This window comes from Sporosarcina sp. D27 (assembly GCF_000586555.1).
Taxonomy (GTDB): domain Bacteria; phylum Bacillota; class Bacilli; order Bacillales_A; family Planococcaceae; genus Sporosarcina.
In genome coordinates this window covers 135,138-160,358 of record NZ_AZUC01000009.1, presented here as the reverse complement: position 1 = coordinate 160,358, position 25,221 = coordinate 135,138, and the positions used below count along the sequence as shown (strand labels likewise).

The 25,221-nt window shown below is 42.7% G+C and carries 29 protein-coding genes and 1 tRNA gene; 27 read left to right on the top strand and 3 right to left on the bottom strand.

The window, feature by feature from the left end; translation table 11 throughout:
* Window positions 1-54: 54 nt before the first annotated feature.
* From N693_RS0101870 to N693_RS0101810, 13 genes are all read left to right on the top strand, one after another.
* Window positions 55-1,275 (top strand): DUF4097 family beta strand repeat-containing protein, encoded by a 1,221-nt coding sequence (locus N693_RS0101870; RefSeq protein ID WP_025783094.1) that lies wholly within the window; start codon window positions 55-57, stop codon window positions 1,273-1,275.
* Window positions 1,276-1,438: 163 nt separating this feature from the next.
* The gene (hprK, locus tag N693_RS0101865; protein ID WP_025783093.1) at window positions 1,439-2,392 is read left to right on the top strand and encodes an HPr(Ser) kinase/phosphatase; all 954 of its coding nucleotides are present in this window, start codon (window positions 1,439-1,441) and stop codon (window positions 2,390-2,392) included.
* Window positions 2,393-3,199, top strand: coding sequence for a prolipoprotein diacylglyceryl transferase (gene lgt / locus N693_RS0101860; protein WP_025783092.1), 807 nt, complete (start codon window positions 2,393-2,395; stop codon window positions 3,197-3,199).
* Complete coding sequence (locus tag N693_RS0101855) at window positions 3,189-4,154, top strand: nucleoside recognition domain-containing protein (protein ID WP_025783091.1); 966 nt, start codon at window positions 3,189-3,191, stop codon at window positions 4,152-4,154. The genes lgt and N693_RS0101855 overlap by 11 nt, the downstream gene beginning before the upstream one ends.
* On the top strand, window positions 4,147-4,800 hold the full coding sequence (ppaX, locus tag N693_RS0101850) for a pyrophosphatase PpaX (protein ID WP_025783090.1): 654 nt from the start codon (window positions 4,147-4,149) through the stop codon (window positions 4,798-4,800). The genes N693_RS0101855 and ppaX overlap by 8 nt, the downstream gene beginning before the upstream one ends.
* Entirely contained in the window at window positions 4,797-5,321 is a 525-nt protein-coding gene (locus N693_RS0101845; protein ID WP_025783089.1) for a DapH/DapD/GlmU-related protein, read from the top strand. Before ppaX ends, N693_RS0101845 begins: the two co-directional genes overlap by 4 nt.
* 91 nt (window positions 5,322-5,412) lie before the next feature.
* Window positions 5,413-6,939 (top strand): lipopolysaccharide assembly protein LapB, encoded by a 1,527-nt coding sequence (locus N693_RS0101840; RefSeq protein ID WP_025783088.1) that lies wholly within the window; start codon window positions 5,413-5,415, stop codon window positions 6,937-6,939.
* 103 nt (window positions 6,940-7,042) lie between these two features.
* Entirely contained in the window at window positions 7,043-7,993 is a 951-nt protein-coding gene (trxB, locus tag N693_RS0101835; protein ID WP_025783087.1) for a thioredoxin-disulfide reductase, read from the top strand.
* Between the two features lie 208 nt (window positions 7,994-8,201).
* Complete coding sequence (locus N693_RS0101830; RefSeq protein ID WP_025783086.1) at window positions 8,202-8,672, top strand: NUDIX domain-containing protein; 471 nt, start codon at window positions 8,202-8,204, stop codon at window positions 8,670-8,672.
* Window positions 8,673-8,676: 4 nt separating this feature from the next.
* Window positions 8,677-9,564: an RNase adapter RapZ gene (gene rapZ, locus N693_RS0101825; RefSeq protein WP_025783085.1), complete on the top strand. Its 888-nt coding sequence runs from the start codon at window positions 8,677-8,679 to the stop codon at window positions 9,562-9,564.
* Window positions 9,565-9,568: 4 nt separating this feature from the next.
* Window positions 9,569-10,552, top strand: coding sequence for a gluconeogenesis factor YvcK family protein (gene yvcK / locus N693_RS0101820; protein ID WP_025783084.1), 984 nt, complete (start codon window positions 9,569-9,571; stop codon window positions 10,550-10,552).
* Window positions 10,553-10,577: 25 nt separating this feature from the next.
* A complete protein-coding gene (gene whiA, locus N693_RS0101815) occupies window positions 10,578-11,519 on the top strand; it encodes a DNA-binding protein WhiA (protein WP_025783083.1) in 942 nt (313 codons plus the stop codon).
* A gap of 20 nt (window positions 11,520-11,539) precedes the next feature.
* Window positions 11,540-11,797, top strand: a complete 258-nt coding sequence (locus N693_RS0101810) for an HPr family phosphocarrier protein (protein WP_025783082.1) — start codon at window positions 11,540-11,542, stop codon at window positions 11,795-11,797.
* A gap of 48 nt (window positions 11,798-11,845) precedes the next feature.
* Here the strand turns inward: N693_RS0101810 and clpP are convergent, their stop codons facing one another.
* Window positions 11,846-12,451 (bottom strand): ATP-dependent Clp endopeptidase proteolytic subunit ClpP, encoded by a 606-nt coding sequence (clpP, locus tag N693_RS0101805; protein ID WP_025783081.1) that lies wholly within the window; start codon window positions 12,449-12,451, stop codon window positions 11,846-11,848.
* Window positions 12,452-12,635: 184 nt separating this feature from the next.
* On the opposite strand from clpP, the gene N693_RS0101800 reads away from it, so the two are divergent.
* From N693_RS0101800 to N693_RS0101785, 4 genes are all read left to right on the top strand, one after another.
* A tRNA-Arg gene (locus tag N693_RS0101800) sits at window positions 12,636-12,707 on the top strand.
* A 169-nt stretch (window positions 12,708-12,876) separates the two neighbouring features.
* Complete coding sequence (locus tag N693_RS0101795) at window positions 12,877-13,845, top strand: tyrosine-type recombinase/integrase (RefSeq protein ID WP_025783080.1); 969 nt, start codon at window positions 12,877-12,879, stop codon at window positions 13,843-13,845.
* 147 nt (window positions 13,846-13,992) lie between these two features.
* On the top strand, window positions 13,993-14,778 hold the full coding sequence (locus N693_RS19565) for a helix-turn-helix domain-containing protein (RefSeq protein ID WP_051508666.1): 786 nt from the start codon (window positions 13,993-13,995) through the stop codon (window positions 14,776-14,778).
* A gap of 200 nt (window positions 14,779-14,978) precedes the next feature.
* On the top strand, window positions 14,979-15,464 hold the full coding sequence (locus N693_RS0101785; RefSeq protein ID WP_025783078.1) for a PH domain-containing protein: 486 nt from the start codon (window positions 14,979-14,981) through the stop codon (window positions 15,462-15,464).
* Window positions 15,465-15,617: 153 nt separating this feature from the next.
* Here N693_RS0101785 and N693_RS0101780 read toward each other — a convergent pair whose 3' ends face one another.
* Window positions 15,618-15,839: a helix-turn-helix transcriptional regulator gene (locus N693_RS0101780; protein ID WP_025783077.1), complete on the bottom strand. Its 222-nt coding sequence runs from the start codon at window positions 15,837-15,839 to the stop codon at window positions 15,618-15,620.
* 169 nt (window positions 15,840-16,008) lie between these two features.
* Between N693_RS0101780 and N693_RS0101775 the strand changes: the two genes are divergently transcribed.
* On the top strand, window positions 16,009-16,239 hold the full coding sequence (locus N693_RS0101775; protein WP_025783076.1) for a hypothetical protein: 231 nt from the start codon (window positions 16,009-16,011) through the stop codon (window positions 16,237-16,239).
* Complete coding sequence (locus N693_RS0101770) at window positions 16,236-16,598, top strand: hypothetical protein (RefSeq protein WP_025783075.1); 363 nt, start codon at window positions 16,236-16,238, stop codon at window positions 16,596-16,598. The genes N693_RS0101775 and N693_RS0101770 overlap by 4 nt, the downstream gene beginning before the upstream one ends.
* Before the next feature lie 536 nt (window positions 16,599-17,134).
* Here the strand turns inward: N693_RS0101770 and N693_RS20495 are convergent.
* Window positions 17,135-17,842, bottom strand: coding sequence for a ferritin-like domain-containing protein (locus tag N693_RS20495; RefSeq protein ID WP_253271143.1), 708 nt, complete (start codon window positions 17,840-17,842; stop codon window positions 17,135-17,137).
* A gap of 1,274 nt (window positions 17,843-19,116) precedes the next feature.
* Here N693_RS20495 and N693_RS0101755 point away from each other — a divergent pair.
* From N693_RS0101755 to N693_RS0101715, 8 genes are all read left to right on the top strand, one after another.
* Window positions 19,117-19,989: a hypothetical protein gene (locus tag N693_RS0101755; RefSeq protein ID WP_025783073.1), complete on the top strand. Its 873-nt coding sequence runs from the start codon at window positions 19,117-19,119 to the stop codon at window positions 19,987-19,989.
* Between the two features lie 747 nt (window positions 19,990-20,736).
* Window positions 20,737-21,252, top strand: coding sequence for a hypothetical protein (locus N693_RS0101750; protein ID WP_025783072.1), 516 nt, complete (start codon window positions 20,737-20,739; stop codon window positions 21,250-21,252).
* Window positions 21,253-21,943: 691 nt separating this feature from the next.
* Window positions 21,944-22,189, top strand: coding sequence for a helix-turn-helix domain-containing protein (locus N693_RS0101745; RefSeq protein WP_025783071.1), 246 nt, complete (start codon window positions 21,944-21,946; stop codon window positions 22,187-22,189).
* A 4-nt stretch (window positions 22,190-22,193) separates the two neighbouring features.
* Complete coding sequence (locus N693_RS0101740; protein ID WP_025783070.1) at window positions 22,194-23,114, top strand: hypothetical protein; 921 nt, start codon at window positions 22,194-22,196, stop codon at window positions 23,112-23,114.
* Between the two features lie 92 nt (window positions 23,115-23,206).
* Window positions 23,207-23,518 carry a hypothetical protein gene (locus tag N693_RS0101735; RefSeq protein WP_025783069.1) on the top strand — a complete coding sequence of 104 codons (312 nt, stop codon included), beginning with the start codon at window positions 23,207-23,209 and terminating at the stop codon, window positions 23,516-23,518.
* Between the two features lie 125 nt (window positions 23,519-23,643).
* Entirely contained in the window at window positions 23,644-24,216 is a 573-nt protein-coding gene (locus N693_RS20775) for an HNH endonuclease signature motif containing protein (protein ID WP_025783068.1), read from the top strand.
* A gap of 176 nt (window positions 24,217-24,392) precedes the next feature.
* Window positions 24,393-24,692: a hypothetical protein gene (locus tag N693_RS0101720; protein ID WP_156028848.1), complete on the top strand. Its 300-nt coding sequence runs from the start codon at window positions 24,393-24,395 to the stop codon at window positions 24,690-24,692.
* Between the two features lie 14 nt (window positions 24,693-24,706).
* Complete coding sequence (locus N693_RS0101715) at window positions 24,707-25,147, top strand: hypothetical protein (protein WP_025783066.1); 441 nt, start codon at window positions 24,707-24,709, stop codon at window positions 25,145-25,147.
* The last annotated feature ends 74 nt before the right edge of the window (window positions 25,148-25,221 follow it).

Sequence of the window (25,221 nt, the reverse complement as noted above, 5' to 3'; positions counted from 1 at the left end):
CCGTATAGATAAGCAAATCATATGCACCATCATTCCACTTAGGAGGCGAAAGAAATGCAAAACGAAAGAAAACGCATTTTAACTATGCTTGAGAATGGAACGATTTCAACGGATGAGGCTTTGACACTATTAGAAGCATTATCTCAAAGTGAACCTGCAAAGAAGGCAGCTGGTTTTTCTATTGATGTTGAACCAACTCAAACACAAGATCATGCACAGAAGGATTCAAAAGAAGACCCTTTTTCAGAGTCAGGAAAAGAAGAAGCGTCTAAAGAAAAAGGGCAGTCTTCTAAATCTGGTTGGTCAGGCACTTCTGCCGAGGAATTTATGGAAGACGTTCGTAAAGATTTAACGAATGTCGGTGACCAATTTATGCAATTCATGCAAAGTGCGGTTCAAAAGGTGAAGCAGTTTGATATGGAAAATCCGTTTGGCGCTTCAACGACGTTTGAGCACAAGATGCAAAAAGAAGTAAAAGAGTTGGAAGAACTCATCGTGGATATCGATAACGGTAAACTATCGATTGTCCCAGGTGAAGGAGACGAAATTTCAGCGGTCTTTTCAGTGAAGACCTTTACATCAAGTTCCGAAGAAGAAGCAAAAAAGGAGTTTTTGGAAAAGCTTATTTTTGTAGCGGACGATCAATCACTTAGAATTTCAAGTAATTCCAAAACAGTACAAGTAAATACAGTCCTCACCGTTCCTAAAAAAACGTATCGTAAAATTTCAGTTCGGTTGTTGAATGGTGGATTCGACCTCCGAAATCTGGAAGCGGATGTCCTGCGTGTTAAGACAGCTAACGGAAAAGTTAATCTCAGCTATGTCAAAGCTGGGGAAGTGGACATCGAAACCCTTAACGGCGAAATTCGTTTGCTGAGTATTGAAAGTCATAAACTGGAGACGCAAACATTGAACGGACTCATCTACATTGATGGGAAAGTGAAAGATACACAAGCCCGTACACTCAACGGATCCATCTCAGTGACAACTTCTCATGAAAGTCCTGAAAAGATCGATGTGAAAAGTGTAGGAGGAAATATAGAGTTGTATGTACCTAGCTCGCTATCGTTAGTAGGTAGCATTACTTCAACCATCGGAAGCCTGAACTTGAAACTGCCGGATGTTGAGAATACATCCAATCAGGATCAGCTCTTACATCGTTCCATGAACTTTAAGAAAGATGTACAGGATTCTCCGTCTACCCTACATTTGTTTGCGGAATCTAAAACAGGTTCTGTGATGGTTTGTTATTCTCCTGAAAAGAACGAATCATAAATAGAGTTGGCCTTCTCTCTTACTAATCGAGGGAAGGCTTTTTAATTCATGGTTTAAAATTTTTGAGACAAGCAGAGTCATCGATGCGAAATTACGTTCAAAATCCTTTGTACAATGGTAGAATGATGCATAGATGACAATTGAAGATGGAGGTGGCGATCAGATGGGTGGAGTCACGGTAAAAGATATTAAGGAGCGGTTCGACTTAGAATTGCTTGCTGGAGCTAGTGGAATCGACAGAATGATTGAGTTAAGTGATATATCCCGCCCAGGGCTTGAGATGGCAGGCTATTTTGATTTCTATACACGCACACGCATCCAACTGTTAGGGAAGACGGAAATTTCGTTTTTTGAATTGCTACCTGAAGAACTTCGCGTTGAACGGATGAATTTGTTATGCACACCGGATACACCGGCATTCGTTTTGGCGCATGGTGTTACATTACCAGTGGAGCTTGAAATCGCTGCGGAAAGAATGGGGATATCTGTCCTTGGTGCCGATATTCCAACGACCAGACTTTCAGGTATGTTAACAAATTTCATTGCAGGTCGCCTAGCACCGATGAAAACACTTCATGGTGTTTTAGTGGATGTCTATGGGATTGGTGTGTTAATCACTGGTAAAAGTGGTGTCGGTAAAAGTGAAACAGCTCTCGAACTTGTTAAACGTGGACACCGACTCATTGCAGATGATTCGGTTGAAATCCGTGAAGTGGCAAAAAATATTCTAATCGGGAGTCCGCCACCTTTGCTCCAGCACATGCTGGAAATCCGAGGCGTGGGGATCATTGATATTATGACCTTATTTGGCGCAAGTTCGGTAAAAGATGATAAGCGGATTGTTCTCGTCATCGATTTGGAAATATGGGATCCTGAAAAAATGTATGACCGGCTAGGTGTCGATGAAGACAAATTGAAGATCATGGATTCAGAAGTGACGAAGTTAGTCGTACCAGTTCGCCCGGGTAGGAATCTATCAGTTATAATCGAAGTGGCTGCAATGGATTATCGACTTAAATCGTTAGGCATTAATGCAGCTGAAGAATTTACAAACAAGCTGGATGCAGTGATCAGTCAAAAGGCGACTGCAGCAGAAGAAAAGGGGATTCACCGGTAAATGAATACATTATTAGCGATCGATCCAGTTGCATTTTCGTTCGGCACTTTTGAAGTCCGTTGGTATGGAATCTTAATTGCGACGGGAATCATATTAGCGTTTTTACTAGTTCAAAGAGAAATGGTAAAACAAAAGATGCATCCAGACTTCTTGACAGATATGCTCATTTGGGCAGTTCCAATCTCCATTATTTCTGCACGAATTTACTATGTCATCTTTTCTTGGGATTACTATAAAGATCATCCTGGAGATATTATTAAAATCTGGGAAGGTGGCATCGCCATACATGGTGCCCTAATCGGAGCGATTATTACAGCGGCGATTTTTACAAGAAAACGAGGCGTTTCTTTCTGGAAAGTAGCCGATATTACAGCACCTGGTCTACTCATCGGTCAAATTATTGGGCGCTGGGGCAATTTCATTAACCAAGAAGCACATGGCGGACCAGTGTCTCAGTCATTCCTTGAAAACAATATTATTCCTGATTGGATTATGAATCAGATGACGATTGATGGAATTACCTATCATCCTACGTTTTTGTATGAGTCCATGTGGAATCTTGTAGGTCTTGCGATCATCCTATTGTTGCGAAGAGTCAATTTGAGACGTGGAGAAATCTTCTTCTTCTATATCATTTGGTATTCAGTTGGACGTTTCTTCATCGAAGGTATGAGAACGGATAGCTTGTATGGAGGAGATCTCCGTGCAGCACAGGTTGTATCTATTTTTGGAGTACTCATTGCACTTGGGCTACTCATCTATCGCAGGTTCATCATGAAGACGGATGTGAGGTATAATGACAACTAATGACAACGTAGCAACGCTTAAGAATGGGTTAGGAGCGGGATTGAAAACAACCTGGTCGCTTGGGAAAATCATTTTCCCCATCACGATTCTTGTAGTGATTTTGCAACATACTCCTATATTGCCTTGGCTCGTTAAGCTGATTTCTCCATTCATGAATCTTTTTGGTTTGAGTGGAGAAGCGGCAATCCCACTAGTCCTCGGGAATGCATTGAACTTGTACGCTGGAATCGCTGGAATCTTATCACTCGATTTGACGGTGAAAGAAGTATTTATCATTGCGATGATGCTCAGTTTTTCACACAACCTGTTCATCGAAACAGGGGTTGCGTTGAAAGTGGGCGTCAAGCTATGGATTGTGTTGGTGGTGCGTTTCGGTTTAGCGGCTGTTTCCGGGATTGTCATTAACCTCGTTTGGCGAGGTGGTGGAGGAATCGCGAAATATGGGATTGCTCCTGAAACAGCTATAGTTCCGGACGGATGGTTTGATATCTTCTTATTGGGACTGCAAAAAGCATCTTTCGGAGTCTTGCAACTCGCACTCATTGTCATCCCGTTAATGCTCGTTGTCCAATTCTTGAAGGACCGAAATTACTTAGAGAAGTTCTCCTCTAAATTTTCACCAGTTACAAAGCTGATTGGTGTACAGCCGAACGCTTCGTTAACGTTAGTGGCGGGACTTGTCATTGGCCTTGCATATGGTGCAGGTGTAATGATCCAGGCGGTTCAAGAAGACGGTGTTAGTAAACGGGATGCAACACTATCGTTCATATTCCTTGTCGCATGTCACGCAGTTATAGAAGATACTTTATTGTTCATCCCATTAGGTATCGCGGTCTGGCCACTGCTCCTTATCCGTGTTATAACCGCTTTTGTACTGACCATTGCAGTCGCGTTTTTCTGGAGACAAAAGCTGAACGAGAAACTGGAAAAGGAGGCTACTGTTTTCAATGGATAAGGCAATTACAACAATACTGTTCGATTTGGACGGTACGTTACTCGATACGAACGAACTGATTTTGCAATCATTTGAACAATTACTCGGCAGACATTATCCAGGAAAGTATTCACGGATAGATATTTTACCTTTTTTAGGTCCTACTTTGGCAGAGACATTTAATGGGATGGACCCTTCAAAGACAGAAGGGATGATTCAGGAATATCGAGAATGGAACTTAGCGAACCATGACCGACTGGTAGATGAGTTTGATGGGGTTACGGAAGTATTGACCCAATTAGCAAACAACGGAATCCGAATGGCGATTGTGTCGACGAAAAGAAATGATATGGTCCGTAAAGGTTTAGATTTAATTGGCATCACACACTTATTTGAAACTATAGTCGGATTAGACGACGTACAACGTCCTAAACCAGATCCTGAACCGCTTTTACTTGCGATGGACCGATTGAATGTTTCAAAAGAAGAGGTCCTGATGGTAGGAGATAATTTCCACGACATTGAAGGTGGGAAAAATGCTGGGGTTCGCACAGCTGCTGTTGCTTGGTCTGCAAAAGGACCTGAATTTCTTTCGACTTTTAACCCAGACTATATGTTGACCCATATTTCAGATCTATATGAACTCTTAGGTGTGAAGAGCAAATGAGAAGGACGGAGCGTTTTCATGTAAAGGGAGAAGGAAACTCGCTTTGGAACTTGTACAAATCGGTATCGTTTTTTAAAGTCATGAAAAACTTTGTTGTCATTCAGATTGCACGCTATACACCGTCATTCAAAGTGAAGAACTGGTTATATAGAACATTCCTGCGGATGGAGGTCGGTCAGCACACCGCATTCGCTCTAATGGTCTTTCCTGATGTAATGTTTCCTGAACGCATTCAGGTCGGTAGAAATTCCATTATAGGGTTCAACTCCACTATCCTAGCTCATGAATACTTAATAGATGAGTATCGAATTGGGAATGTGGTAATTGGTGACGAAGTCATGATTGGTGCAAACTCCACAATCTTACCAGGCGTTACGATAGGAGATGGAGCTGTGGTTTCTGCAGCTTCATTGGTGAATAGAGATATCCCGGCGGGTGCATTTGCAGGAGGGAACCCTGTTCGTATTATTTACACAGCTGATCAGGTTGCAGAACGGAACGAAAACAAACTTAAGGTTTAAGATTGTACAAAAGAGTTATGGTATACTGTAGACATATTGCAAGAAGGAGCGTTTCCCTCGTTCCTTCTTGTTTTTTATCGGAGGAATCTGTTTGGATAAAAACGAGCAAAACAAAACCAATAATATTATTTCATTTGTCCCAGACGGCGATTTTTATTATGAACGGGCCCTAGCGGAAATCCAGAAAGAACAATTTCCGGAAGCCTTGAAATATTTGAAACGAGCGGTGGAACTGAATCCTGATGATCACCAAATTGTCATGCAATACGGAATTATGGTGATGGAAGAAGGACGTTTTGAAGAAGCGCTGGATTTACTAATTCAAGCGTACGAATTGGAACCGACAGATGGCGATGTGATTTTCTATCTTGCTGAAATCCATGCACATCTTGGTCTATTACGCGAAGCGAAGTTATTTGCAGAGAAATATATGGACGTGGCGCCTGAAGGGGAACTTTCAGAAGAAGCAAAAGAGATTATCGAGTTTGCTGAGCAAGAAGCCGCGTTTTTATCGGACGAAGAATCGGGTGACGAAGAAGTTCACTTGTTACAAGAAAAGGCGAGACGATTAATGGAATCGGGAGAGTTTGACAAAGCAGTCAACGTTCTTGAAGATATTGTCGTGGACTATCCCGAGTCATGGTCTTCTTTTAATAACTTGGCACTCGCTTATTTTTACAGAGGCGAAACAACCGATGCGCGAGAACTCTTGTATGATGTGCTTCGGAAAGACCAAGGAAATGTCCATGCATTATGTAATCTTGCTGTTTTCTACTATTACGAAGGCGATCAGGAGAAACTACTGCCGCTCGTTGATTTACTCGTGAAAATACGACCATATCAGTTTGAAAATCGCTACAAATTGGGAGCTACTTTTGCTCTGATTGGTAATCATAAGGAAGCGTATTACTGGTTGCGTAGCATTCAGAAAAAAGGATTTGACGGAGATGCAGGATTCTTCTTTTGGCTGGCACATGCTGCATTCTTTTCAGGTCATCGTCATCAGGCTGAAACTGCATTTAGCCGATTGATAGAAATTGACCCTTCAAAAGCGGGACTGGAACCATGGGCTGATGCGAATGCGGAAAAGCAGATTGACACATCGATCTATACACAGGACAAGCAATTTTTGCTCGACAAAATTGGCAATGAGTATGTCAGCGAAAGAATGTTCGGCTTTTTCCTGTTAGGAAAGTCTATTCATAAGCAAGAAATTATTGCACACCCTGCTTATATAGATGTTGAAAAGTTGGAGGATCTTGAGAAGTTAGTGCTTGCTTCTAGTTTAGATTATCAACTTGTGGAAAAGTCTATCGCAGATCAGGCATTCAATCGTGCCATGCAAGCAAGCGAACTGTTATATACCAAGCACAATCCGCTTGATGAAGAAGGAACGCACTTATTTCAAATGTGGTTTTCCTTGTTTGAAATCGGAATTACGAAACAATATCCATTCAAAAATCCAAAAGCGATTGCTGCAGCCGCTGATTATATGTTCCATTCTTCACGAAACAAAGGGGTCACGAAAACAAAACTTGCTGAATTATATAAAATAAGTACACCCACACTTACTAAATATGTGAGTGAGTTGTTCGAACTCCTTCCAAACTTCTCGTGATAACCTTTCGACATGAAAAACGTATAGCAGGCAGAAAAGTTGATGGTAAGACAGAAACCTTATACGATTTGAACAGAAGTAGTTAATTAGAGGAGGAACTAGAATGTCAGCTGAAACAATTTATGACGTGATCATCATTGGAGCAGGACCTGCTGGTATGACGGCAGCAGTATATACGGCACGCGCTAATATGTCGACTCTTATGTTGGAACGCGGAGTACCAGGCGGCCAAATGGCAAGCACCGAAGAAATTGAAAACTATCCAGGATTCGAGTCCATTCTTGGGCCTGAGCTCTCAACTAAAATGTTCGACCATGCGAAACGCTTTGGTGCAGAATATGCGTATGGTGATGTAAAAGAAATTATCGATGGAAAAGAATATAAAACAATTATCGCTGGTGGAAAAGAGTATAAAGCTCGATCCATCATTATTACGACAGGTGCAGAATATCGTAAAATGGGAATTTCTGGTGAAACTGATTTGACAGGTCGCGGAGTGAGTTACTGTGCAGTATGTGATGGTGCTTTCTTTAAAAACAAAGAAATTATCGTTATTGGTGGCGGAGACTCTGCAGTTGAAGAGGGGACGTACCTTACTCGTTTCGCAAGTAAAGTAACAATTATTCACCGTCGTGATGAGTTACGTGCACAAAAAATTCTTCAGGAACGTGCATTTGCAAATGATAAGATTGACTTCATCTGGAATACAACCGTTAAAGAAGTGCACGGTAAAGATGGAAAAATCGATTCGGTCACGTTAGTGTCTACAGAAGATGGTACTGAACGAGAGTTTGAAACACAAGGAATGTTTATCTACATTGGTCTAGATCCAATCACTGCACCATTCAAGAATCTCGGTATTTTAGATGCGAATGGATATATTAAAACAAACGAAGTGATGGAAACGGAAATTCCGGGAATCTTTGCAGCAGGTGATGTGCGTGAAAAACTATTGCGCCAAGTCGTTACAGCTACTGGGGACGGAAGTGTCGCTGCACAATCTTGTCAAAAGTATGTGGAAGAATTGACAGAATCCCTTGAGACTCAAGTGTGAGGAGAACTTTTCCTTAATGAAACTTTAACATTTTCGTAATGTTTCTGAAACACTAATTGGATATACTAAGAGTGTTGATTGACCCCCTATTTTTAAATAACCTTTGACGCTGTCGGAATGTACTATGCCGGCAGCTTCTTTTTGTGTCGTTTTTCGTTGAAATCGATTATACTTAGTACTATGTGTATAAAAAAAGTGAGGAACGCATATGCAAAGAATTGTAAACCTACTCGTCGTGAAAGACGGGAAAACCTTATTATTGAAAAAGCCGCGTAGAGGGTGGTATGTAGCTCCAGGTGGAAAGATGGATGCAGGCGAGTCCATTATGGAAACTGCCGTACGTGAATTTACAGAAGAGACCGGTGCAAAACCTGTCGATCCTCAACTTAAAGGTGTGTTCACTATGGTCATACGTAATGGTGAGGAAGTAGTGGATGAATGGATGCTGTATACGTTTGTCGCGCATGATCTTACAGGCACCCCTCTCACACAAACGATTGAGGGAGAACTAGGGTGGCAGCCGATAGAAGCCTTGAATACACTACCAATGGCAGAAGGCGATCGAACAAATTTGCTATTTGCGAGTTCAAGCCCTGGGATTCAATTCGGGACATTCACGTATACAGAAGAATTTGAGCTTCTTGACGAAAAAATTCAAAAGTCTATGGAAGGTGATTGAACCGATGGAGATTGAAGCACATTCTGAAGAACTCGAACTTGTCATTATTACAGGTATGTCGGGTGCGGGTAAGTCCGTAGCGATGCAAAGTTTTGAAGACATGGGCTACTATTGCATCGATAATTTACCACCGGAACTACTTGTGACATTCCTCGACCTCATGTTGAAATCTGCGGACAAAAAATCGAAAATCGCTGCTGTCATCGATACTCGAGGCGGTGGACTATTTGATGCTCTGCTCGATGCGATTGATAATTTGACCCGAATGGACAATGTTACGACGCGAATTCTATTTCTTGAAGCGGATGATGAAACGCTGGTTAGCCGATATAAAGAAACACGACGATCACACCCGCTTGCAAACGGACGACAGCCGTTAACAGGCATTCAAAAAGAACGAGGTCTCTTAAGTGATGTCAAAGGTCGTGCACGTTCCATTTTCAATACATCGCGGATGAAACCGAAGCAACTTAGAGATAAAATCATTGCAGAGTTTTCTGTGGGTGAAGGCGAAAATTTCACACTGAATTTTATATCATTCGGATTTAAACACGGAATGCCAATCGACGCAGATGTCGTATTTGACGTTCGGTTTTTACCGAACCCTTATTACATTGAATCGATGCGCCCACAGACGGGGCTCGACAAAGACGTGTATGAGTACGTTCTGAAATGGGAAGATACCCAAACATTGATCGCTAAGTTATCTGATCTGTTTCAGTTTTTAATCCCTCAATATAAGAACGAGGGCAAATCACAAGTCGTCGTTGCATTCGGCTGTACAGGTGGGCAACATCGTTCTGTGACCCTTGCTGAATACTTTGGGAATCTGTTCAAAGATGACTATACAACATATGTAACACACCAGCATATCGAAAAAAGAAAGGGCTGACGCTATGACAACTTCCAATAGCCGCAAAAAAGTTGTGGTGTTTGGAGGCGGTACAGGTTTGTCGACATTACTTCGAGGGTTAAAGAAGTATCCAATCGATTTAACTGCGGTTGTTACAGTTGCTGATGATGGTGGAAGTTCAGGGAGGTTGTTGGATCAATATGATATCCCGCCTCCCGGAGATGTCAGAAAGGTGATGGCAGCGCTTTCAGATGTTGAACCGCTCATCGAGCAGCTTTTCCAGTACCGCTTTACAACTCAAGATGATCTTCACGGGCATTCCCTTGGGAATTTGATGCTTGCAGCTATGACAGATATTACAGGTGATTTTGCTAGCGCCGTAAAGAAAACAGGTCAAGTGCTCAATATTAAAGGAAAAGTGCTCCCAGCTGCCAATCAACGGATAAAGTTGCATGCAGAGCTTGATGACGGAACGATTGTTACAGGGGAATCTAAAATTCCGATGTACGCACGTAAAATTCGTCAAGTGTACTTATCCCCTCAAGATGCCAAGCCATTACCAGAGACATTAAAAGCGATCCAACAGGCAGATTTAATCATCATTGGACCTGGGAGTTTGTATACAAGTATTTTACCGTCTTTGCTTGTACAGGACATTCGCGATGCTGTTCTAAAAAGTGAAGCAAGCAAGGTGTATGTCGGAAACTTGACGACTCAAAAAGGTGAAACCTATCGATACACGGCTTCTGAACATGTCGCAGCGCTCTATGAACATGTCGGAAAACCGTTTTTAGATGCAGTACTACTGAATAATACTGACATTATGCCTCTTTTAACAGAAGCAGGCCAGACCGTTACATCTTGGCCGGTGGAAAGGGATCTTGAAGAATTACAAAAGTTAGTTCCGGAAATTTGGCAAGAAGACATAGCACTCGCAGAAAATGACCGAGTGTTGCACGATGCAGAAAAAGTAGCAGAATGGTTCGTAAATTACATAACAGACGAATCTAAAACCAAACAGACGTGATCGTCACCGAGAAAGGGGAGAGTTCATGTCTTTCGCATCAGAAACAAAAAAAGAATTGACGCAAATCGAATCAGACGATTGCTGCACAAAGGCAGAAGTGGCTGCATTCATCCGAATGAACGGCGTTCTCTCATTTTCCAATAAGGCTATAAGTTTAGACGTACAAACAGAAAATGCAGCGATTGCTAGAAGACTCTATTCAAACTTGAAAAAGCTATATAAATACAAGGTCGAATTACTCGTACGCCGCAAAATGCGTTTAAAGAAGAATAACGTTTACATTTGCAGAATCCGAGAGGGAGCACGTCAGTTACTAGATGATTTAGATATTCTGACAAATACATTCCAGTCCAACCAGTCCATTTCACCATCGATAATTCCAAACGATTGTTGTAAGCGGGCGTATTTACGTGGAGCATTTCTGGCAGGGGGATCGGTGAATAATCCAGAGACGTCTTCCTATCACCTAGAAGTCTTTTCAATGTATGCAGAACACTCGGATGCATTAGTGGATCTTATGAACGAATATCAGCTGAATGCAAAATCGATCGAACGGAAAAAAGGGTTTGTTGCATACTTGAAAGAGGCAGAAAAAATTGCGGATTTTTTAAGTATTATAGGTGCGCATGTGGCACTCATGAGATTTGAAGATATTCGGATTGTCCGGGATATGCGTAATAGTGTCAATCGGTTAGTGAACTGTGAAACAGCGAATCTTAATAAGACGATTAGTGCGGCTCAGCGCCAAGTCGAGAATATTAAACTGATCCAAGCGACAATTGGATTGGACCAATTGCCTGACAGGTTGCAAGAAATTGCACATTTACGAGTAGAATATCAGGATATCACGTTAAAAGAGTTAGGGGAGATGGTTTCAGGCGGCCCTGTGAGTAAATCGGGTGTCAATCACCGTCTTCGTAAAATTGATGAGATTGCCGAAAAAGTTCGAGTCGGCGGAATTACTTAAAAAGAAAGGGGTCTAAAGAAATGATAGAGAAAACCGCTGAAGTAAAAATTAAGCCTGGCCTGCAAGCACGACAGGCAGCTTTATTTGTGCAAGTAGCAAACCGATACACATCTGACTTGTATGTCAAACGGGATGAGCGTCAAGTGAATGCGAAGAGTATTATGGGCGTTATGAGTTTAGCGATTGCACAAGGAAGCACAGTTACATTGATTGCCGATGGGATCGATGAAGAACAAGCGGCAGAGTCGCTTGTTGCTTTTGTGCAAGGGGTAAACTAACTAAAAAAACGTCCCGCAATTTACGGGACGTCTTAGTAAGTCTTATAGTTATTTTCCTTCAGATTCTCTCATATCGCTACGTGTAATGATATGGTCGATTAAACCATATTCTTTTGCACGTTCTGCGGTCATGAAGTTATCGCGGTCTGTGTCTTTCTCAATTACTTCAATTGGTTGACCTGTGCGCTCAGCTAGAATCTGGTTAAGTTTCTCACGGATGAAGAGGATGTGCTTGGCAGCGATTTCTATTTCAGTCGCTTGACCTTGAGCACCACCAAGTGGCTGGTGAATCATAACTTCGGCGTTAGGAAGCGCATAGCGTTTTCCTTTAGTACCAGCTGCAAGTAAGAACGAACCCATTGAAGCTGCCATACCGATACAAATTGTTTGGATGTTCGGTTTAATGTATTGCATCGTATCGTATATCGCCATACCTGCAGTGATACTGCCGCCTGGACTGTTAATGTAAATGGAGATATCCTTGTCTGGATCTTCTGATTCTAAGAATAGTAATTGAGCGACAATAGAGTTTGCTACGTTGTCGTCAATTGCACTTCCAAGCATGATAATACGGTCTTTTAGCAAGCGGGAGTAAATATCATACGCACGCTCTCCACGATTCGTTTGTTCGATAACTGTAGGAATTAAGTTCATTTCATTTCCTCCCTTTAATTGTTGAATATGTCGTATGTTGAAGCGGTCATCCGCTCAACCATGACTTTATCATACATAGTATGGTCAACTAAGGTCAAATATAACGCTTCATAAATATTTGTTGCTTTTGGATGGGGCAGCAAGTATACTATAACTTGTCCGCTGCAAAGCCAGATGATGTTAAGCCCTCGTGGTGCAATGGATAGCACGCAAGCCTCCGAAGCTTGAAATGTGGGTTCGACTCCCGCCGAGGGCATACCGTAACACCCGATATGACGGCGTTCATAGCCGATAGCACTACGAAGCTTATACGCACACCTACACGCTGATTTAGACGTTTTTATAGTCCGGTCAGCAAAGACGTAGGTACGGGAACCCCCGTTCGATTTACGTAGTAATACGTATTTTGAGCGGGGGTTTTTTCGTTGTCTAAGAAAAATAGAACGGTCAATCCAGCGATATATGAAGGATTGAAGTCGGTTATCGGTCAGCCCAGCGATAAAGTTATTTCGTATGATGCGGCAGTAGACGACTTTATCCAGTATAGCGCTATTAAAGGTCTATCGAAGCACACGGCGTCCAGCTACGCTAAGGAACTGAATCAGTTACGAAAATCATTCGTCGACCAAGGCGTTGACCTCACCAACATTCGCGAGGTGAAGGCGTCCGACTTCGAAGAATTTATCCGGTTACAAGTCGCGAAAGGATATGCGCCCTCCACGATCAATATAAGAGTGCGTACGGCACGCATATTCGGCAACTACTGCGTTAAGAAGGGCTATACGTCCAATAACGCTGCATCCGGGGTGTCGTTGCTTAAAATGCGTCATACGGTGGGCGCTACGTTCACACAAGCGCAACTAAAGCGATTACTCGAAGCACCTGACTTATCGACGTTTGAAGGCGTGCGCGACCTTGCGATCATGCTGACGTTTGCAGATACGGGCATACGCCTATCAGAACTCGAGGCAATCCGAACGACGGATGTAGTATTTCCGGATCGCGCTATCAATATTCAGCTGACTAAGAACGGATACGCTCGACGCATACCTATGACAAAGCGTCTGCAAACCGTTCTGCGTGCCTACATGAAGGCGCGAGGATTGGACGAGTTTACATCTTCACTATTCGTTACCATCGAAGACAAGCCACTTAACGCGCGTTCTATACAGTATCAGATACGCGAGCATGGGCGTCGATCGGGCGTGCTGGACGATGTGCAATGCAGTCCACACGTATTCCGGCGTACGTTCGCCAAGTTTAAGATAAAGGCCGGCGTCGACATATTCACGTTGCAACAGCTTATGGGACATTCGGATATTACGGAATTACGAAAGTATGTTGCCATCTATTCAAGTGACCTAGACGCAGCAATCGAAAAAGGAATCGAATAAAAAACGCCCCAACCGCAATAAAGCGGAAAGGACGTACTCATGCCCGCGCCAACGGGACTTAACGAAATTAAAGTATGACGTTAGTATACTGCAAAAAAAGCGGAATATCAAACGTCTATTTGAGTGCGCACATTTAGGGGCTTCGGAATGGAGCCGTTTACTATGAATTACCTCGCAGAGTATCAAACATTCGAAAGTAAAAACGAACTAAACGATGCAATCGATATACATATAGAACGTAATAACTTCGCCCTCAACGAAACAGAGCGCAGTATTTTTCTCATGCTTTCACGTTACGCCGTTAAATTTCCCGGTGTGGCACATTTGAAGTCGGACACCATCGCCAAAGCTATCGGTAAGACGAGTCGCACGATCCGACGTGCAATCGCTAAACTTATTGAACTAGGAATGATCGAACGCCTCGAGTTTATGCGCAGCGTAGCGGGCGGTAATGGTGCGAATATTTATCGTATTGTCCACCCGTCAGCGTCCACCCGTACATTACCGGAAAACACAACAACAGCGACGGCTGAAGCGACCAAAAAGGCAACCGAACCTATTACTCTTAAAAACAATAAACCTAGTAATACAACAGATACGGCTAAATCGCAATTATCCACAGAATCGGACGTAATCAAACGGGGATTGCTCGCCAAAATACCGACCGACATCGCAGAAACACTAGAAATATTCTTCGATGCTTCCGCAATTCACCGTCTTTACGGCGTGATGCTTCGTGCAAAAGCTTCGATAAATCGATTACTGACGTTCGAATCCGACGAGTACGAATACAACAAGGCGCTTATGAGCGTGCTTTCCGCTTGGAAACGAGGTAAGGTGAGATCACTTGACGCTGTAATTTACGAAGCCACTAAGCGTACGGCACGTCGTTTATGGCTTATTGATAGGGGACGTGCGACATTTAATTTGTGACGTCTGTATCTAATCTAAAGGCGAAGGACTGTGAATCGCCAAGTTCATCGAGGATTGCTGGAAACGTGAGAGAAAAATTCATCGTGAAAATTTAAATGAGTAATTCATGATTGAAAACAAAGAATATTTTGTATTAAGGCTTTCTAGCTTCTGACAATTATGATACATTATTAGTAAAACAAATATATGGAGGTAAGTTTATGGCGAAGCCCGAAAAGCTAGTTAAGCTTGCGCAAGAACACCTTAATGGAGAAGAGGTTAAATATTGGGTATTCGGTGCCTTTAAGTCGGAGATTATGGGGAAAAGTACACTTCGAAATGGCGTCTTCATTGCAACTGAGAGGCAAGTATTCTTTTATTGTAAAAAATCATTTGGATTTGACACCGAGTCTTTCCCGCTTTCTAATATTTCAAGCATTGAAACAGGAAAAGGGGCATTAGGACATAAAATCAATATCATAGCATCTGGAAATAAAGCCGAAATGGGCATGATAAATAAAGGCCAGTATGCAGAATTCATCGAGTATGTAAGTTCTCAAATCGGAAAATCGAAGACTAGTGACGCAGTAGCAGAACCGATGCTTGACGCCGCTACAGAAATCCGTAAGTTTAAGGTGCTGTTAGACGACGGTATTATTTCACAGGAGGATTTTGATGCTAAGAAGAGTCAATTACTTGGTGTATAAATGAACAAAGACGAGGACTTTTGCGGCATGATGCTGTGAGGTCTTTTTTATTTACGGAGTTCCACCGTTTCCTGTCGCGCTTTTGCTCTGGTGGAAACTAGGACGTTAAAAAGCCCCAGCAGATTTAATCGCTAGGGCTTAGTTTGTGTTTTGTTATTCTTGTATCGAGTTTTCATCTTCTACAAATTCAATAATATCTTGTACGTTACACTTTAGTGCTGCGCAAAGTTTGCTTAGAGTATCGTATTCAATCCCGTTATTCTTTCCGTTAAGTATTTTAGAAATGCCGTTTCGATGAAGTCCTGCAGCAATCGCCAGTGTGCTGATGTTGTAACCTTCTTCTTTCATCTTTGCTGCTAATTTAATAATGATCATTTTTATTACCTCCCATTAGTATCTACTGATAATTATATCTAATAAACACTATGGTGTGCTATATTTTTAAAAATATTCTTTTAAAGTGTTGACATTGCACACTATAGTGGTTATTATTGAGTTACAAGTTGCACACTATAGTATGCAAATTATAAGGAGGATATTCAAAATGACTATTCAAATTTCGTTTACAAAGACTATCGTAGGTTGGTTTAACGTGACACTCGTAGACACTGGCGCAACTTACAACGTATCACCGGATATACTTCACGGAATCGCAGTCGCGAGCCCAAACGTTGTCCTAGGTTGTGCGGAAATTAACGGTGCTCAACTCGTAAAAATACTGACTGATCGTAATACGCGTTGCATTACACGTCAAACGGTCGAGGTGGCAATATGACTAATCTTCACGATGGTTACGCAAAACGTCTCCTAGACTTGTATTCTGAAACTAGAAACACGCGTCAACGACTGATAAAGCAGGTTTCTATCTACGATAAAGCGTTGAGTGCTTATTATCACGAACTAGAAAAACAAGTCATATCACCAGCCGAATCATTCGAGTATTTGGTTGCATTGCAGAATATCCTCATTAAACGTCGCACGGTGAAGCAAGAACTCTATCATATAGACGTAATTGAAAGGAGTTTGCGCGAAAGCGTGGAGAAGTTTAAACATCGGAGAGGCAAGGCAATCAAAAGGACGTCCGACTATGACCGGACGCTCAACGTAAACATAACGATTAATGATGTAATGTAATACTGATTTGGTGCTGTCGCCTAGTGTTTCTCACCGCTAGGCTCATTAAATGGCGTTTGTGTTCGTAATAACGGAGGACCAAGCGCAGCAGCCAAATACTATGGTGCGTACGCGAGCGCCAAATCGTTGTATGTTAAATGACGCCGTAACTGAACGACCCGGGGCGGTGTCAGCCAAAAGCCTAATAGGTCAACGAGAAAAGAAGAACGGGGCGCCAACTCCGTTCTTCTTTTTTGTTTACGCGAAAAAACGGAAGTGGAAAATATTTTCGAGTGAAATATGGAATAGAATCGTTGAAATAGAATGTAGTTAGCAGTTTGAGCTAAGCAACTACAAAGGCATTTGAAAATCTTTATTCAATAATCGCTCTCAATAGCTGAACCACGCAAATAGATTTTAAAATTAATAACTTAAAAGTGATAGGTAATCATTAAAAGTATTCACAGAAGCATTACTTGATATGAACTAGCTACCGTGTAAAGGAAGATGGTTCTTCAACTAAGCATCCGTTGTAATCCGTTTCCTCAAAAGAAATTTCAAGTCATTTTCTTACTCTCCTGTAACAATTCAGATTCTCCGGTTCGCTCCCAAGCTTCCACAGTTTCATACGCTTGCGTAGGTGAATACCCTTTACCCACAAGTACCCCCATCAAGATAAACTCTTGAAAAATGTGTGTTAAATTAATACCATTTTTCACATCTTCTTGCGCCTTTTCGACTAAAAACTCTGTGTATTTAATCCAATCGTCAGGAGTTTTTTCGGTATTTGGATCACTTTGCAAATGACCATTCGTCCGATTTTCCGTGTAGAGAAAGTTATATTTTGCAGCATGCTTAAGTTCATCAGTTAATATTTCAAATACTAAATCTCGATTATGACGATCCGGAAGACCTTTTCGTATTTCTCTATACTTTTCTACTGCTTTTAACTCGCCAAAAAGAGCTTGCTGAATTCCGTCTGTATAGGATGCTGGTTTCTTAAAAGTCTCTTCAGTTACGTCCATTACATCTTGACCAGTAAAATATTTATACATTTTCTTAAACATTAAATTATGTCTAATCTCATCATCTCGAATGGATGAAATTATTTCTTTATCTGTCTGCGTCGGAGCAACAGATATTAAGTACTCATAAAAGAGCCGGTCTTCCTTTTCTCCCTGAACTGCTTCAACCATCAATGATAATGACTTTTGAAATGCTTCTGGATCGTATCCTTGATACATACAGTTACCTAAATAGTACACCTTTTTCCCCCTTAAATATTTTTCATTCTTATCGCTATCATATGGGATGAATTATTAATTGGTGACTGATGGCCTATCTACTCTCGAGACACTTCTTAAAGTAAATCAAATACAATAAAGATATTAAAGAATAGGATAAAACGATTTTTGCCTTTAGTCCCGCTAGTTGAAAGATGGAATTCGATCGCTGAACTTCCTTGGTGGAGCAATGTACAACGGACGTATATATCGGAATTACAGGCGTAAAGGCAGTTGATAAAGCGAGCTTCAAGGCGTTACGTGGTTATACGATGCTCACCGCCCATTTACACGCTTGTTTTAGAGTCAGTACGGTGTAGTAGACGTATAAAAACACAACTCTATTACTAAACAATGATGACAAGACTCTCACATACACGAAAGAAAAGGACGGGGAGCTAAACTCGTTCTTTTTATTTTGCGCTAAAACTCCGAACAGCGATTTCTCGTACGTAGTATACAGTGAGGGCGCGAAAGTTTCCGGAAAAGAAATTACGCAGCCGCGTCCCAAAATATGATTCTTGGTCCTAACTTACAACGTTAGTGTCTAAGTAGAGTAGGAACGGTTAGCCCTGTGGAAATAGTTTAAAAGAATTTACGAAATAACTCCGAACTTGCAGATTTCAAACGTATATATCAGTAGGGAACAAAAGTTATTCAATTTACGTGGTCCGAATATCAATTTTATTTATACATTGGGTAGTAGGAAGGAATAATTTTTACAAGTTATGTCCTATAACGAATACCGCTGCTGTCTCTATCCTAGTAGGAGTGAAAATAGTTTAAGAGAATTCACGGAATCACTCCGCACCTAACTATTTCAAACGATAGTGTAAGTAGATATTGAAAATATTTTCGTTTTGTTGTCCCAATTCGAAGTGTATCCGTCCCCTTCTCTTAATAAGAGGTAAAATAAATAGCCTTTCGATGTCGCAAATTCGGGAGTAGCGTCCCCTTCTACAATATAAGCTGAAATGGTTTAGAAAAATTCACGGGAAAACTCCCAATTTGTGAGTATGAAACGATGTAACAATTAGAAGCGTGATAATGAATGTCGCAATTCTGCACTTTTATGGGGAATAGATAGTAGGGGAAGAAGTTAAGAAAAGTGTGCAGATTTCATTGTGTCTGTATATAAGAAGGTAGCTCGATTTATGTATTAGGTAGTAGGGACAGAAATAGTTTAAAAAGAATTTACGAAATAACTCCGAGTCTTACGTATCCAAACGTTATAACAAGTACAGGGGGAGATATTTATGGATATTATTACGAACCAACACCACAAACTATCCTCGGACATAAACGTAATCACGGCGGAAATACGAATCGACCTACAAGGTATTAGCGACAGTATTTTCCGGGTAGGTGAGCGATTGAAGCACGTTAGGGAAAATAAGTTAGTCGAACAGAAAGGCGGATGGGACGCTTATTGTACGAAGGAGTTGGGGATTTCGCGCCGACACGCCAGTACATTTATTAGGGTATTCGATCGATTCGGAAGTGGGAAGCCGGGTTCGCGGTTGGCCGGGACGTTGACCGTCCTAAATGCATTGATAGAATTTACCGACGAAGAACTCGAAATCCAACACGAACTGCCGAATGGGACAACGAAAACACTTCCGGAAATGTCTCGCAGGGAAATCGAGGAGTACAAACGACGGGCTAAGGAAGCGGAAGAACGCGCACAACAGGCGGAAGCACAAGCGGAAACAGCGCAACGCAGCGAAGAAATCACACGGCGTCAGTTGGACGAGCTGACGGATGTTGAGCCGGAAGTTGTGGTTAAGACGGAGTATGTCGAAGTAGTCAAAGACGATCCCGCGGTTGCTGAACGCATCAAGAGGTACGAGGAAAAATTCGGAGACATCGACAATTATAACGACCGTGTTCGAGCCACTAACGTTTCCGACGCAACTACGGCAATCGTTTCGTTCAATATGGCTGTGCGCAACTTCATTAAACGGCATGCCTTTCTGATTAAATATAACGACACGATTCAGTACGTTGACCAGGTAACACAGCGTGAATATGGCGAAGCGGTACAAGCACTAAAGGAAGTATCCGCGGACTTTTGCAAGGTGACTGGAAACGGAGATTATTTAGACGCTGTGTTTAGTGAAATTCAATAAAAAGATGGGAGATATTTCCTGTACAAGCATAACGGAGGTCAAAACTCAACATTTATGTATGACGAAAGACTGACGCTTCATGCCATATTTATTGCGTTTAGTTGGCTATATAAACGCCGAAAGGGTTGTTAAATATCGCAATATGTATCTAACAGTAGTAGAAGATACTTCCCTTATTCGCAATCAGCTGTACTTAGAGGTGAGATCGGGTAAAAACGTCGCTAAGTCAAACGAGGAATGTCCTCGATATGAAAGTACCCTGTCACATTCCCCGTCAATGTCTACGCCTATCGTTCCGACTAATATGGTCAAGACCGTACCTTCCGGCTAGCGCCGTCAGGGATCAGCGTTTATTGCAATTCCCTTAGAACGCTAGGAACTTATAAAACGTATGATCCGCCGAAACAATCGAACTTTATTGTTGAGGCGTACTCTTTGGAACTCGCTCTTACTTACTTATACTTTTGCGCTGGTTTTAAAAGATATAAAGATAGACTGATATAGATAGACAAACGCTCAACAAAAACTACAATAAACACAATATGTAGTGTGTAAATGCCTTGCCTATGCGGTTTGTAGCGCTATACGTTGCGTTTTTACGTAAAATATAGAGGGACGTCAAGGCAGTGTATCTAGCCGTTATTGGGACGTCAAGGCAGTGTATTATTTTACGGAACACCTTACCTATGCGATTTACAGCCCATGAAATATGCGAAAAACACGAAAACAAACAAGGGGGAAAACGACATGATTGAGAAACTAGTCACGACAGACAAACGAAACAAAACTTGCGGTAGTTGCGGCAAACCATTCCGCGACAACACGCGCCCGAACAATAAGAAAGCCTGCTCGACGGTCTGTGGCGACGTACTACGCAAGCAGCGCCAGCGCAATCAGTATGCGGCAGACACGGCACATATCGTTCGTAAGCCGTCACAGTACGATTTCTACAAGTCGCTCGACCTCGAATATCCGTTTTGGGGCGCAAAGCCGATGCAGAACCTAACGCAGCGTATCGAATCCTTGCAGCCGACCGATAAGGTTGAGCGGATCATGGCCGCACAGCAACGTGAGGCATTGATCGGGGGCAAGCGCAAGCAGACAGAAACGATTTCTTATGATGGCGATGAAAAAGGCGGCCACGGCGTTAGCGTGCGTTTTGCTGAACACGACGATAAAGAGCCGGGGCCAGTCACTACGACAAAAATGACGGCGGAAGAAATGGATCGGTATTTTGCGGAAACGTACGTGCGGAAGAAGTGAAGTTGCGAGTTTATGACGTTGATACCGAACTTTAAGACGTTTAGTCCGCTATATAGACGCTAGTAAGACAGTTTATTACCGCTGACACTATAATTACGGGGCGTTAGTTGGCTATACCTTATAGAGACACCTTATTAAAGTACGTCGTCGCGTCTATACCTTATAGAGACAGCTTTATTGCCGCTGATACTTAATTAACAAGGCGCCAGTTGGCTATACCTTATGAGGGAGGATGCGTGACGCAAATGGTTATATTTTAGGCGTTTAGTTGGCCATATAGCCGCCGAAAGGGTAGTTTCTTTTAGCTTGCAGAAAAGGTGCATAAGTAGGGAGAACAACAGAGTTATTTGTGACGCAGGTACTTATAAAATATGCGATTAGGCGCCATAAGGGGTGGAACTTCATGGGTTATATTTCCCCCGAGTAGCTGCCAATATAGCCGCCGAAAGGAAACTAAAAATTATTTTCGCAGACACTTTATTAAATGTCGAAACGTTGCCCCTATATAGTAGGAACACGTAAAAGTATTTGAAATTAATTTCATAGTTAGACGGGTAAAAAGGTCGTTTTCGACACCTTTAAGGTGAGAGGGTCCTTTCCCATTTGGTATTACAGTTCGTCCAGCAACCGCGGACGGCTTTTTATTTTGCTTTATCAGTTGTTCATTTAAACAACAAAGGAGGAACACGCAATGAAACTAACGCCTGAAACACTCGAAATATGCCGCAGCACACTCAAAATCACGCAAGGAGAGCTAGGACGGCTCGTCGGCGTAACCGGCTCAATGATTAGCGCAATCGAACGCCAGGATCGCATCTTAACGGCTGACGTGGAGCACAGAATCCGCGAGGCATTTCGAGTTAGCGACGATGAACTTGCTTCATTTATCAACGCGCACAACCGATTCAAACAAATCGCACAAGTAGAGGGGAAATGAGACGATGACAATGACGAGAATCACACGCCAACGTAAGGCTTTTCAAGATTTACACATCAACGTGAAACGCGAGGTACTTGGCGCACGGGTAATTAGCGCGTCAGGCAAGGATATTACGGAACAAATGGACTTGCAATTGAAGCTAAAACCTGAACAAGCGCGCGGATTGGAAGTAATAAACGACCTAACGGCGCTGGAAAAGGAAAACGGCGGCTTTGTGTTTGCGTTCTTCAAGCAATCCCGCACGATTGTTGAGCGATTCCCTACTTTAACGCAGCAAGACATTGCACGGCTGATGTTTATTGGCACATACGTAGCATGGCAAACAGGGCGCTTGCAGTCGGACAATGGTAAGGCGATTATCGACCGCGAGAAGCTAGAGAAGCTAGTCGAAATGTCGCGCAAGCGATTTAACGAACTATTTAAGCGGTATGAAGCCGAGGGTATTTTGCACGAAAATAAGGAAACGGGCGAAATCTTCGTTAATCCGTCGGTATTTTATCGCGGGCCAATGAAAGAAGTCCACACCGAAGTTAAGGACTATACGTACACGCGTATGTTTAAGACGACGGTGCGCGACCTTTATGCAAAGTTCAAGGGGCGCACGCTGGGCCAACTTGCGTTAATTTACTCGGTCATGCCGTTTCTTAATTTCAATACGAATATTATTTGCGAGAACTCCGAAGAAACTGCCGACGAACTAATCAAGCCGCTTTCACTCGATAGACTCGCAATGATTCTTGAGTACGCTGATCCGGCCAAGCTAAAACGAGCACTAAATGCCGTTAAAGTGGACGATAAGCCGGTATTTACGTACGCGACAAACGCATATGACCGCAGAAAGCTAAACATAATCGTCAATCCGCGAGTAATTTATGCTGGCGACGGTAAAGGGCTAGGCGCAATCATGGCGCTATTTAATTAAATCGCATAAATCGTATACAAGGGAACACGTCAGCGCCAAAACCTCGGCGGTGGCTTATTTATAATGCCTAAAAACGAAAAGGAGACGAGAAAATGAACGAAATTACACAGCAAATCGAGCAAACGGGGCCAGCGGAGTATACCGTAACGCTACTAAAAGATGGCGAGGAATACGGGGAGGAAGTTTTCACGCGCAGTAACGCAGTATTTCCCGCGTATCGCACGCTAATTAACGTGTTGCGCGACTTTGAGGACAAGACAGTACACGTTTTAACGGATAGTGCGCCTCTTGCCCGCGAGTTTAACAATACGCCGAATCCTAACGCCACGATGTTACGGCAATTAAACGACGTAGTAGCAAGACAAGGTTTAACGGTGATAATCACACACAATAACGGCAACTAAAAGGGAGAAAATGACATGAAAAAGACTATGAAAACGATTAAAAGCAAACTAACAATTTTCGGAATTTTAGACAGACTGGCTACGATTGATGCAAAGATCAGCGCAGTGACAGGCGGTGGTCAGCGATGAAGTGTATTTGCAGAGTTTGCGGCCAGGAAAAAAGTATCGACCTATTTGAGCGCGACAGTCGGAGCAAAACCGGCACTACAACAAGGTGCAAGGCGTGTAAGTACGTATCTAATAGCAAATCCGCTAAGGCTTACGCTCGCCTGCGCGAAAGGCAAAACAAGTATCCGATTCCCGTTGAAACGGATCGGCAGGAGTTTGACGTTATTTTCGAGCATATGGACGACTCATGCAGCTATTGCGGATGCGAGTATACAAGAACGCCGACAGTCGATCATATTCAGGCGCTCAAAAACGGCGGCAGACACCACATAAGCAATCTGACGCTAGTGTGCAAGTCTTGTAATTCAGCGAAATGTAATAAGCCGTTACTAGTTTATTACGAACAGAACTTCTTCAACTTTCCGCAAAACAATCTTAATAGCGTAGTCCATTATATAGCGTATTTTTCTGGTCGAACTTTCGACGAAGTAGTCGAGGAACTCGAAGAACAAAAACGTAAATACTGCGAAGCGAGAGGGTGGGACTACTATGCAACAGACTTTATTAGACGGACGGCCGAGGCGAGTTGAGCCGGGTGTTACGATCCGCCCAGCACCGGCAGGTAACCAGTGGAGCTTAAAAGGCAGCGATGTCACGACGTACAACCTCCGGAAAATGAGCGTAGAGGCTATTCATCGTTATGGTCTCGATAAATACGTCAAGTAATTTTTGCGCGGTTAAAAAATATGGAAAGCGAGGCAAACAGATGAACACTTTTGAAATTAAGAAGTCTGTAGCAAAAGAGGTGTGCAGACATACAATCTTAGCTGCGTACTCCACAGTAGGCTTTAACGGCTCACCACCTGACCTGGCGTCCGTTCTGCGCGAAGACTTAGAGGAACTGCAGAAACTGGAACACTCGCCAATTGTAGACGCAGCGATCCGGCTCGTCGAAATCGCAATTATTCACGCAGCCAAACCGACTACTAAATCGCATACGGAAGCAAGAGTCGCCCGTGATGAACTGGGCGATTTTCTTATTTCAGCGAAGGAAGTAAAAGGATAGGACGGTGAAGACGATTGAGCAAAATTAACGGCCACGGTGAACGGCTCACTAAACGCCAAACACAGGCACTTCGCACGAAACTAGGCAGACAAGCGAAAAAGTGTGCGGCATATGACTGCGACGCTTGTCCTTTTGAGTTGTGTGTAGTCGAGATACAGGCGGATCGGATAGCTGCGAATACTTGCCCGTATTTTATCAAGCACGTACTGCCCGAGAACCCAAAACTCGAAGCGGACTACCTCGACGCATTGCCTGCTAGTCACCCGGCAAAGCCGAAAAGAAAATCGGACGAGCCTTCGACTGGCAAACGTTGCGCTACGTGTTTCATCGAATTTAAACCGCGAAGCAATCGACAGAAATATTGTAGCGGTTGTGCTGATGAAAGACGCAAAGAAAAGGAAGCCGAGCGCATGAGAAAGAAACGTCTTGAGGATGCAATAAAACAAGCCCGGTAACATACGCATTTAGACCCTTAAAACCCCGTGTTTATGGGGTCTTTTACGACGAAAATAAGACACTTGGCATTACT

Coding starts and splice junctions, on each gene's coding strand:
- N693_RS0101870 (WP_025783094.1), top strand. CDS start 55: ATGCAAAACGAAAGAAAACGCATTTTAACTATGCTTGAGAATGGAACG.
- hprK (WP_025783093.1), top strand. CDS start 1,439: ATGGGTGGAGTCACGGTAAAAGATATTAAGGAGCGGTTCGACTTAGAA.
- lgt (WP_025783092.1), top strand. CDS start 2,393: ATGAATACATTATTAGCGATCGATCCAGTTGCATTTTCGTTCGGCACT.
- N693_RS0101855 (WP_025783091.1), top strand. CDS start 3,189: ATGACAACTAATGACAACGTAGCAACGCTTAAGAATGGGTTAGGAGCG.
- ppaX (WP_025783090.1), top strand. CDS start 4,147: ATGGATAAGGCAATTACAACAATACTGTTCGATTTGGACGGTACGTTA.
- N693_RS0101845 (WP_025783089.1), top strand. CDS start 4,797: ATGAGAAGGACGGAGCGTTTTCATGTAAAGGGAGAAGGAAACTCGCTT.
- trxB (WP_025783087.1), top strand. CDS start 7,043: ATGTCAGCTGAAACAATTTATGACGTGATCATCATTGGAGCAGGACCT.
- N693_RS0101830 (WP_025783086.1), top strand. CDS start 8,202: ATGCAAAGAATTGTAAACCTACTCGTCGTGAAAGACGGGAAAACCTTA.
- rapZ (WP_025783085.1), top strand. CDS start 8,677: ATGGAGATTGAAGCACATTCTGAAGAACTCGAACTTGTCATTATTACA.
- yvcK (WP_025783084.1), top strand. CDS start 9,569: ATGACAACTTCCAATAGCCGCAAAAAAGTTGTGGTGTTTGGAGGCGGT.
- whiA (WP_025783083.1), top strand. CDS start 10,578: ATGTCTTTCGCATCAGAAACAAAAAAAGAATTGACGCAAATCGAATCA.
- N693_RS0101810 (WP_025783082.1), top strand. CDS start 11,540: ATGATAGAGAAAACCGCTGAAGTAAAAATTAAGCCTGGCCTGCAAGCA.
- clpP (WP_025783081.1), bottom strand. CDS start 12,451: ATGAACTTAATTCCTACAGTTATCGAACAAACGAATCGTGGAGAGCGT.
- N693_RS19565 (WP_051508666.1), top strand. CDS start 13,993: ATGGAGCCGTTTACTATGAATTACCTCGCAGAGTATCAAACATTCGAA.
- N693_RS0101785 (WP_025783078.1), top strand. CDS start 14,979: ATGGCGAAGCCCGAAAAGCTAGTTAAGCTTGCGCAAGAACACCTTAAT.
- N693_RS0101780 (WP_025783077.1), bottom strand. CDS start 15,839: ATGATCATTATTAAATTAGCAGCAAAGATGAAAGAAGAAGGTTACAAC.
- N693_RS0101775 (WP_025783076.1), top strand. CDS start 16,009: ATGACTATTCAAATTTCGTTTACAAAGACTATCGTAGGTTGGTTTAAC.
- N693_RS0101770 (WP_025783075.1), top strand. CDS start 16,236: ATGACTAATCTTCACGATGGTTACGCAAAACGTCTCCTAGACTTGTAT.
- N693_RS0101755 (WP_025783073.1), top strand. CDS start 19,117: ATGGATATTATTACGAACCAACACCACAAACTATCCTCGGACATAAAC.
- N693_RS0101750 (WP_025783072.1), top strand. CDS start 20,737: ATGATTGAGAAACTAGTCACGACAGACAAACGAAACAAAACTTGCGGT.
- N693_RS0101745 (WP_025783071.1), top strand. CDS start 21,944: ATGAAACTAACGCCTGAAACACTCGAAATATGCCGCAGCACACTCAAA.
- N693_RS0101740 (WP_025783070.1), top strand. CDS start 22,194: ATGACAATGACGAGAATCACACGCCAACGTAAGGCTTTTCAAGATTTA.
- N693_RS0101735 (WP_025783069.1), top strand. CDS start 23,207: ATGAACGAAATTACACAGCAAATCGAGCAAACGGGGCCAGCGGAGTAT.
- N693_RS20775 (WP_025783068.1), top strand. CDS start 23,644: ATGAAGTGTATTTGCAGAGTTTGCGGCCAGGAAAAAAGTATCGACCTA.
- N693_RS0101720 (WP_156028848.1), top strand. CDS start 24,393: ATGAACACTTTTGAAATTAAGAAGTCTGTAGCAAAAGAGGTGTGCAGA.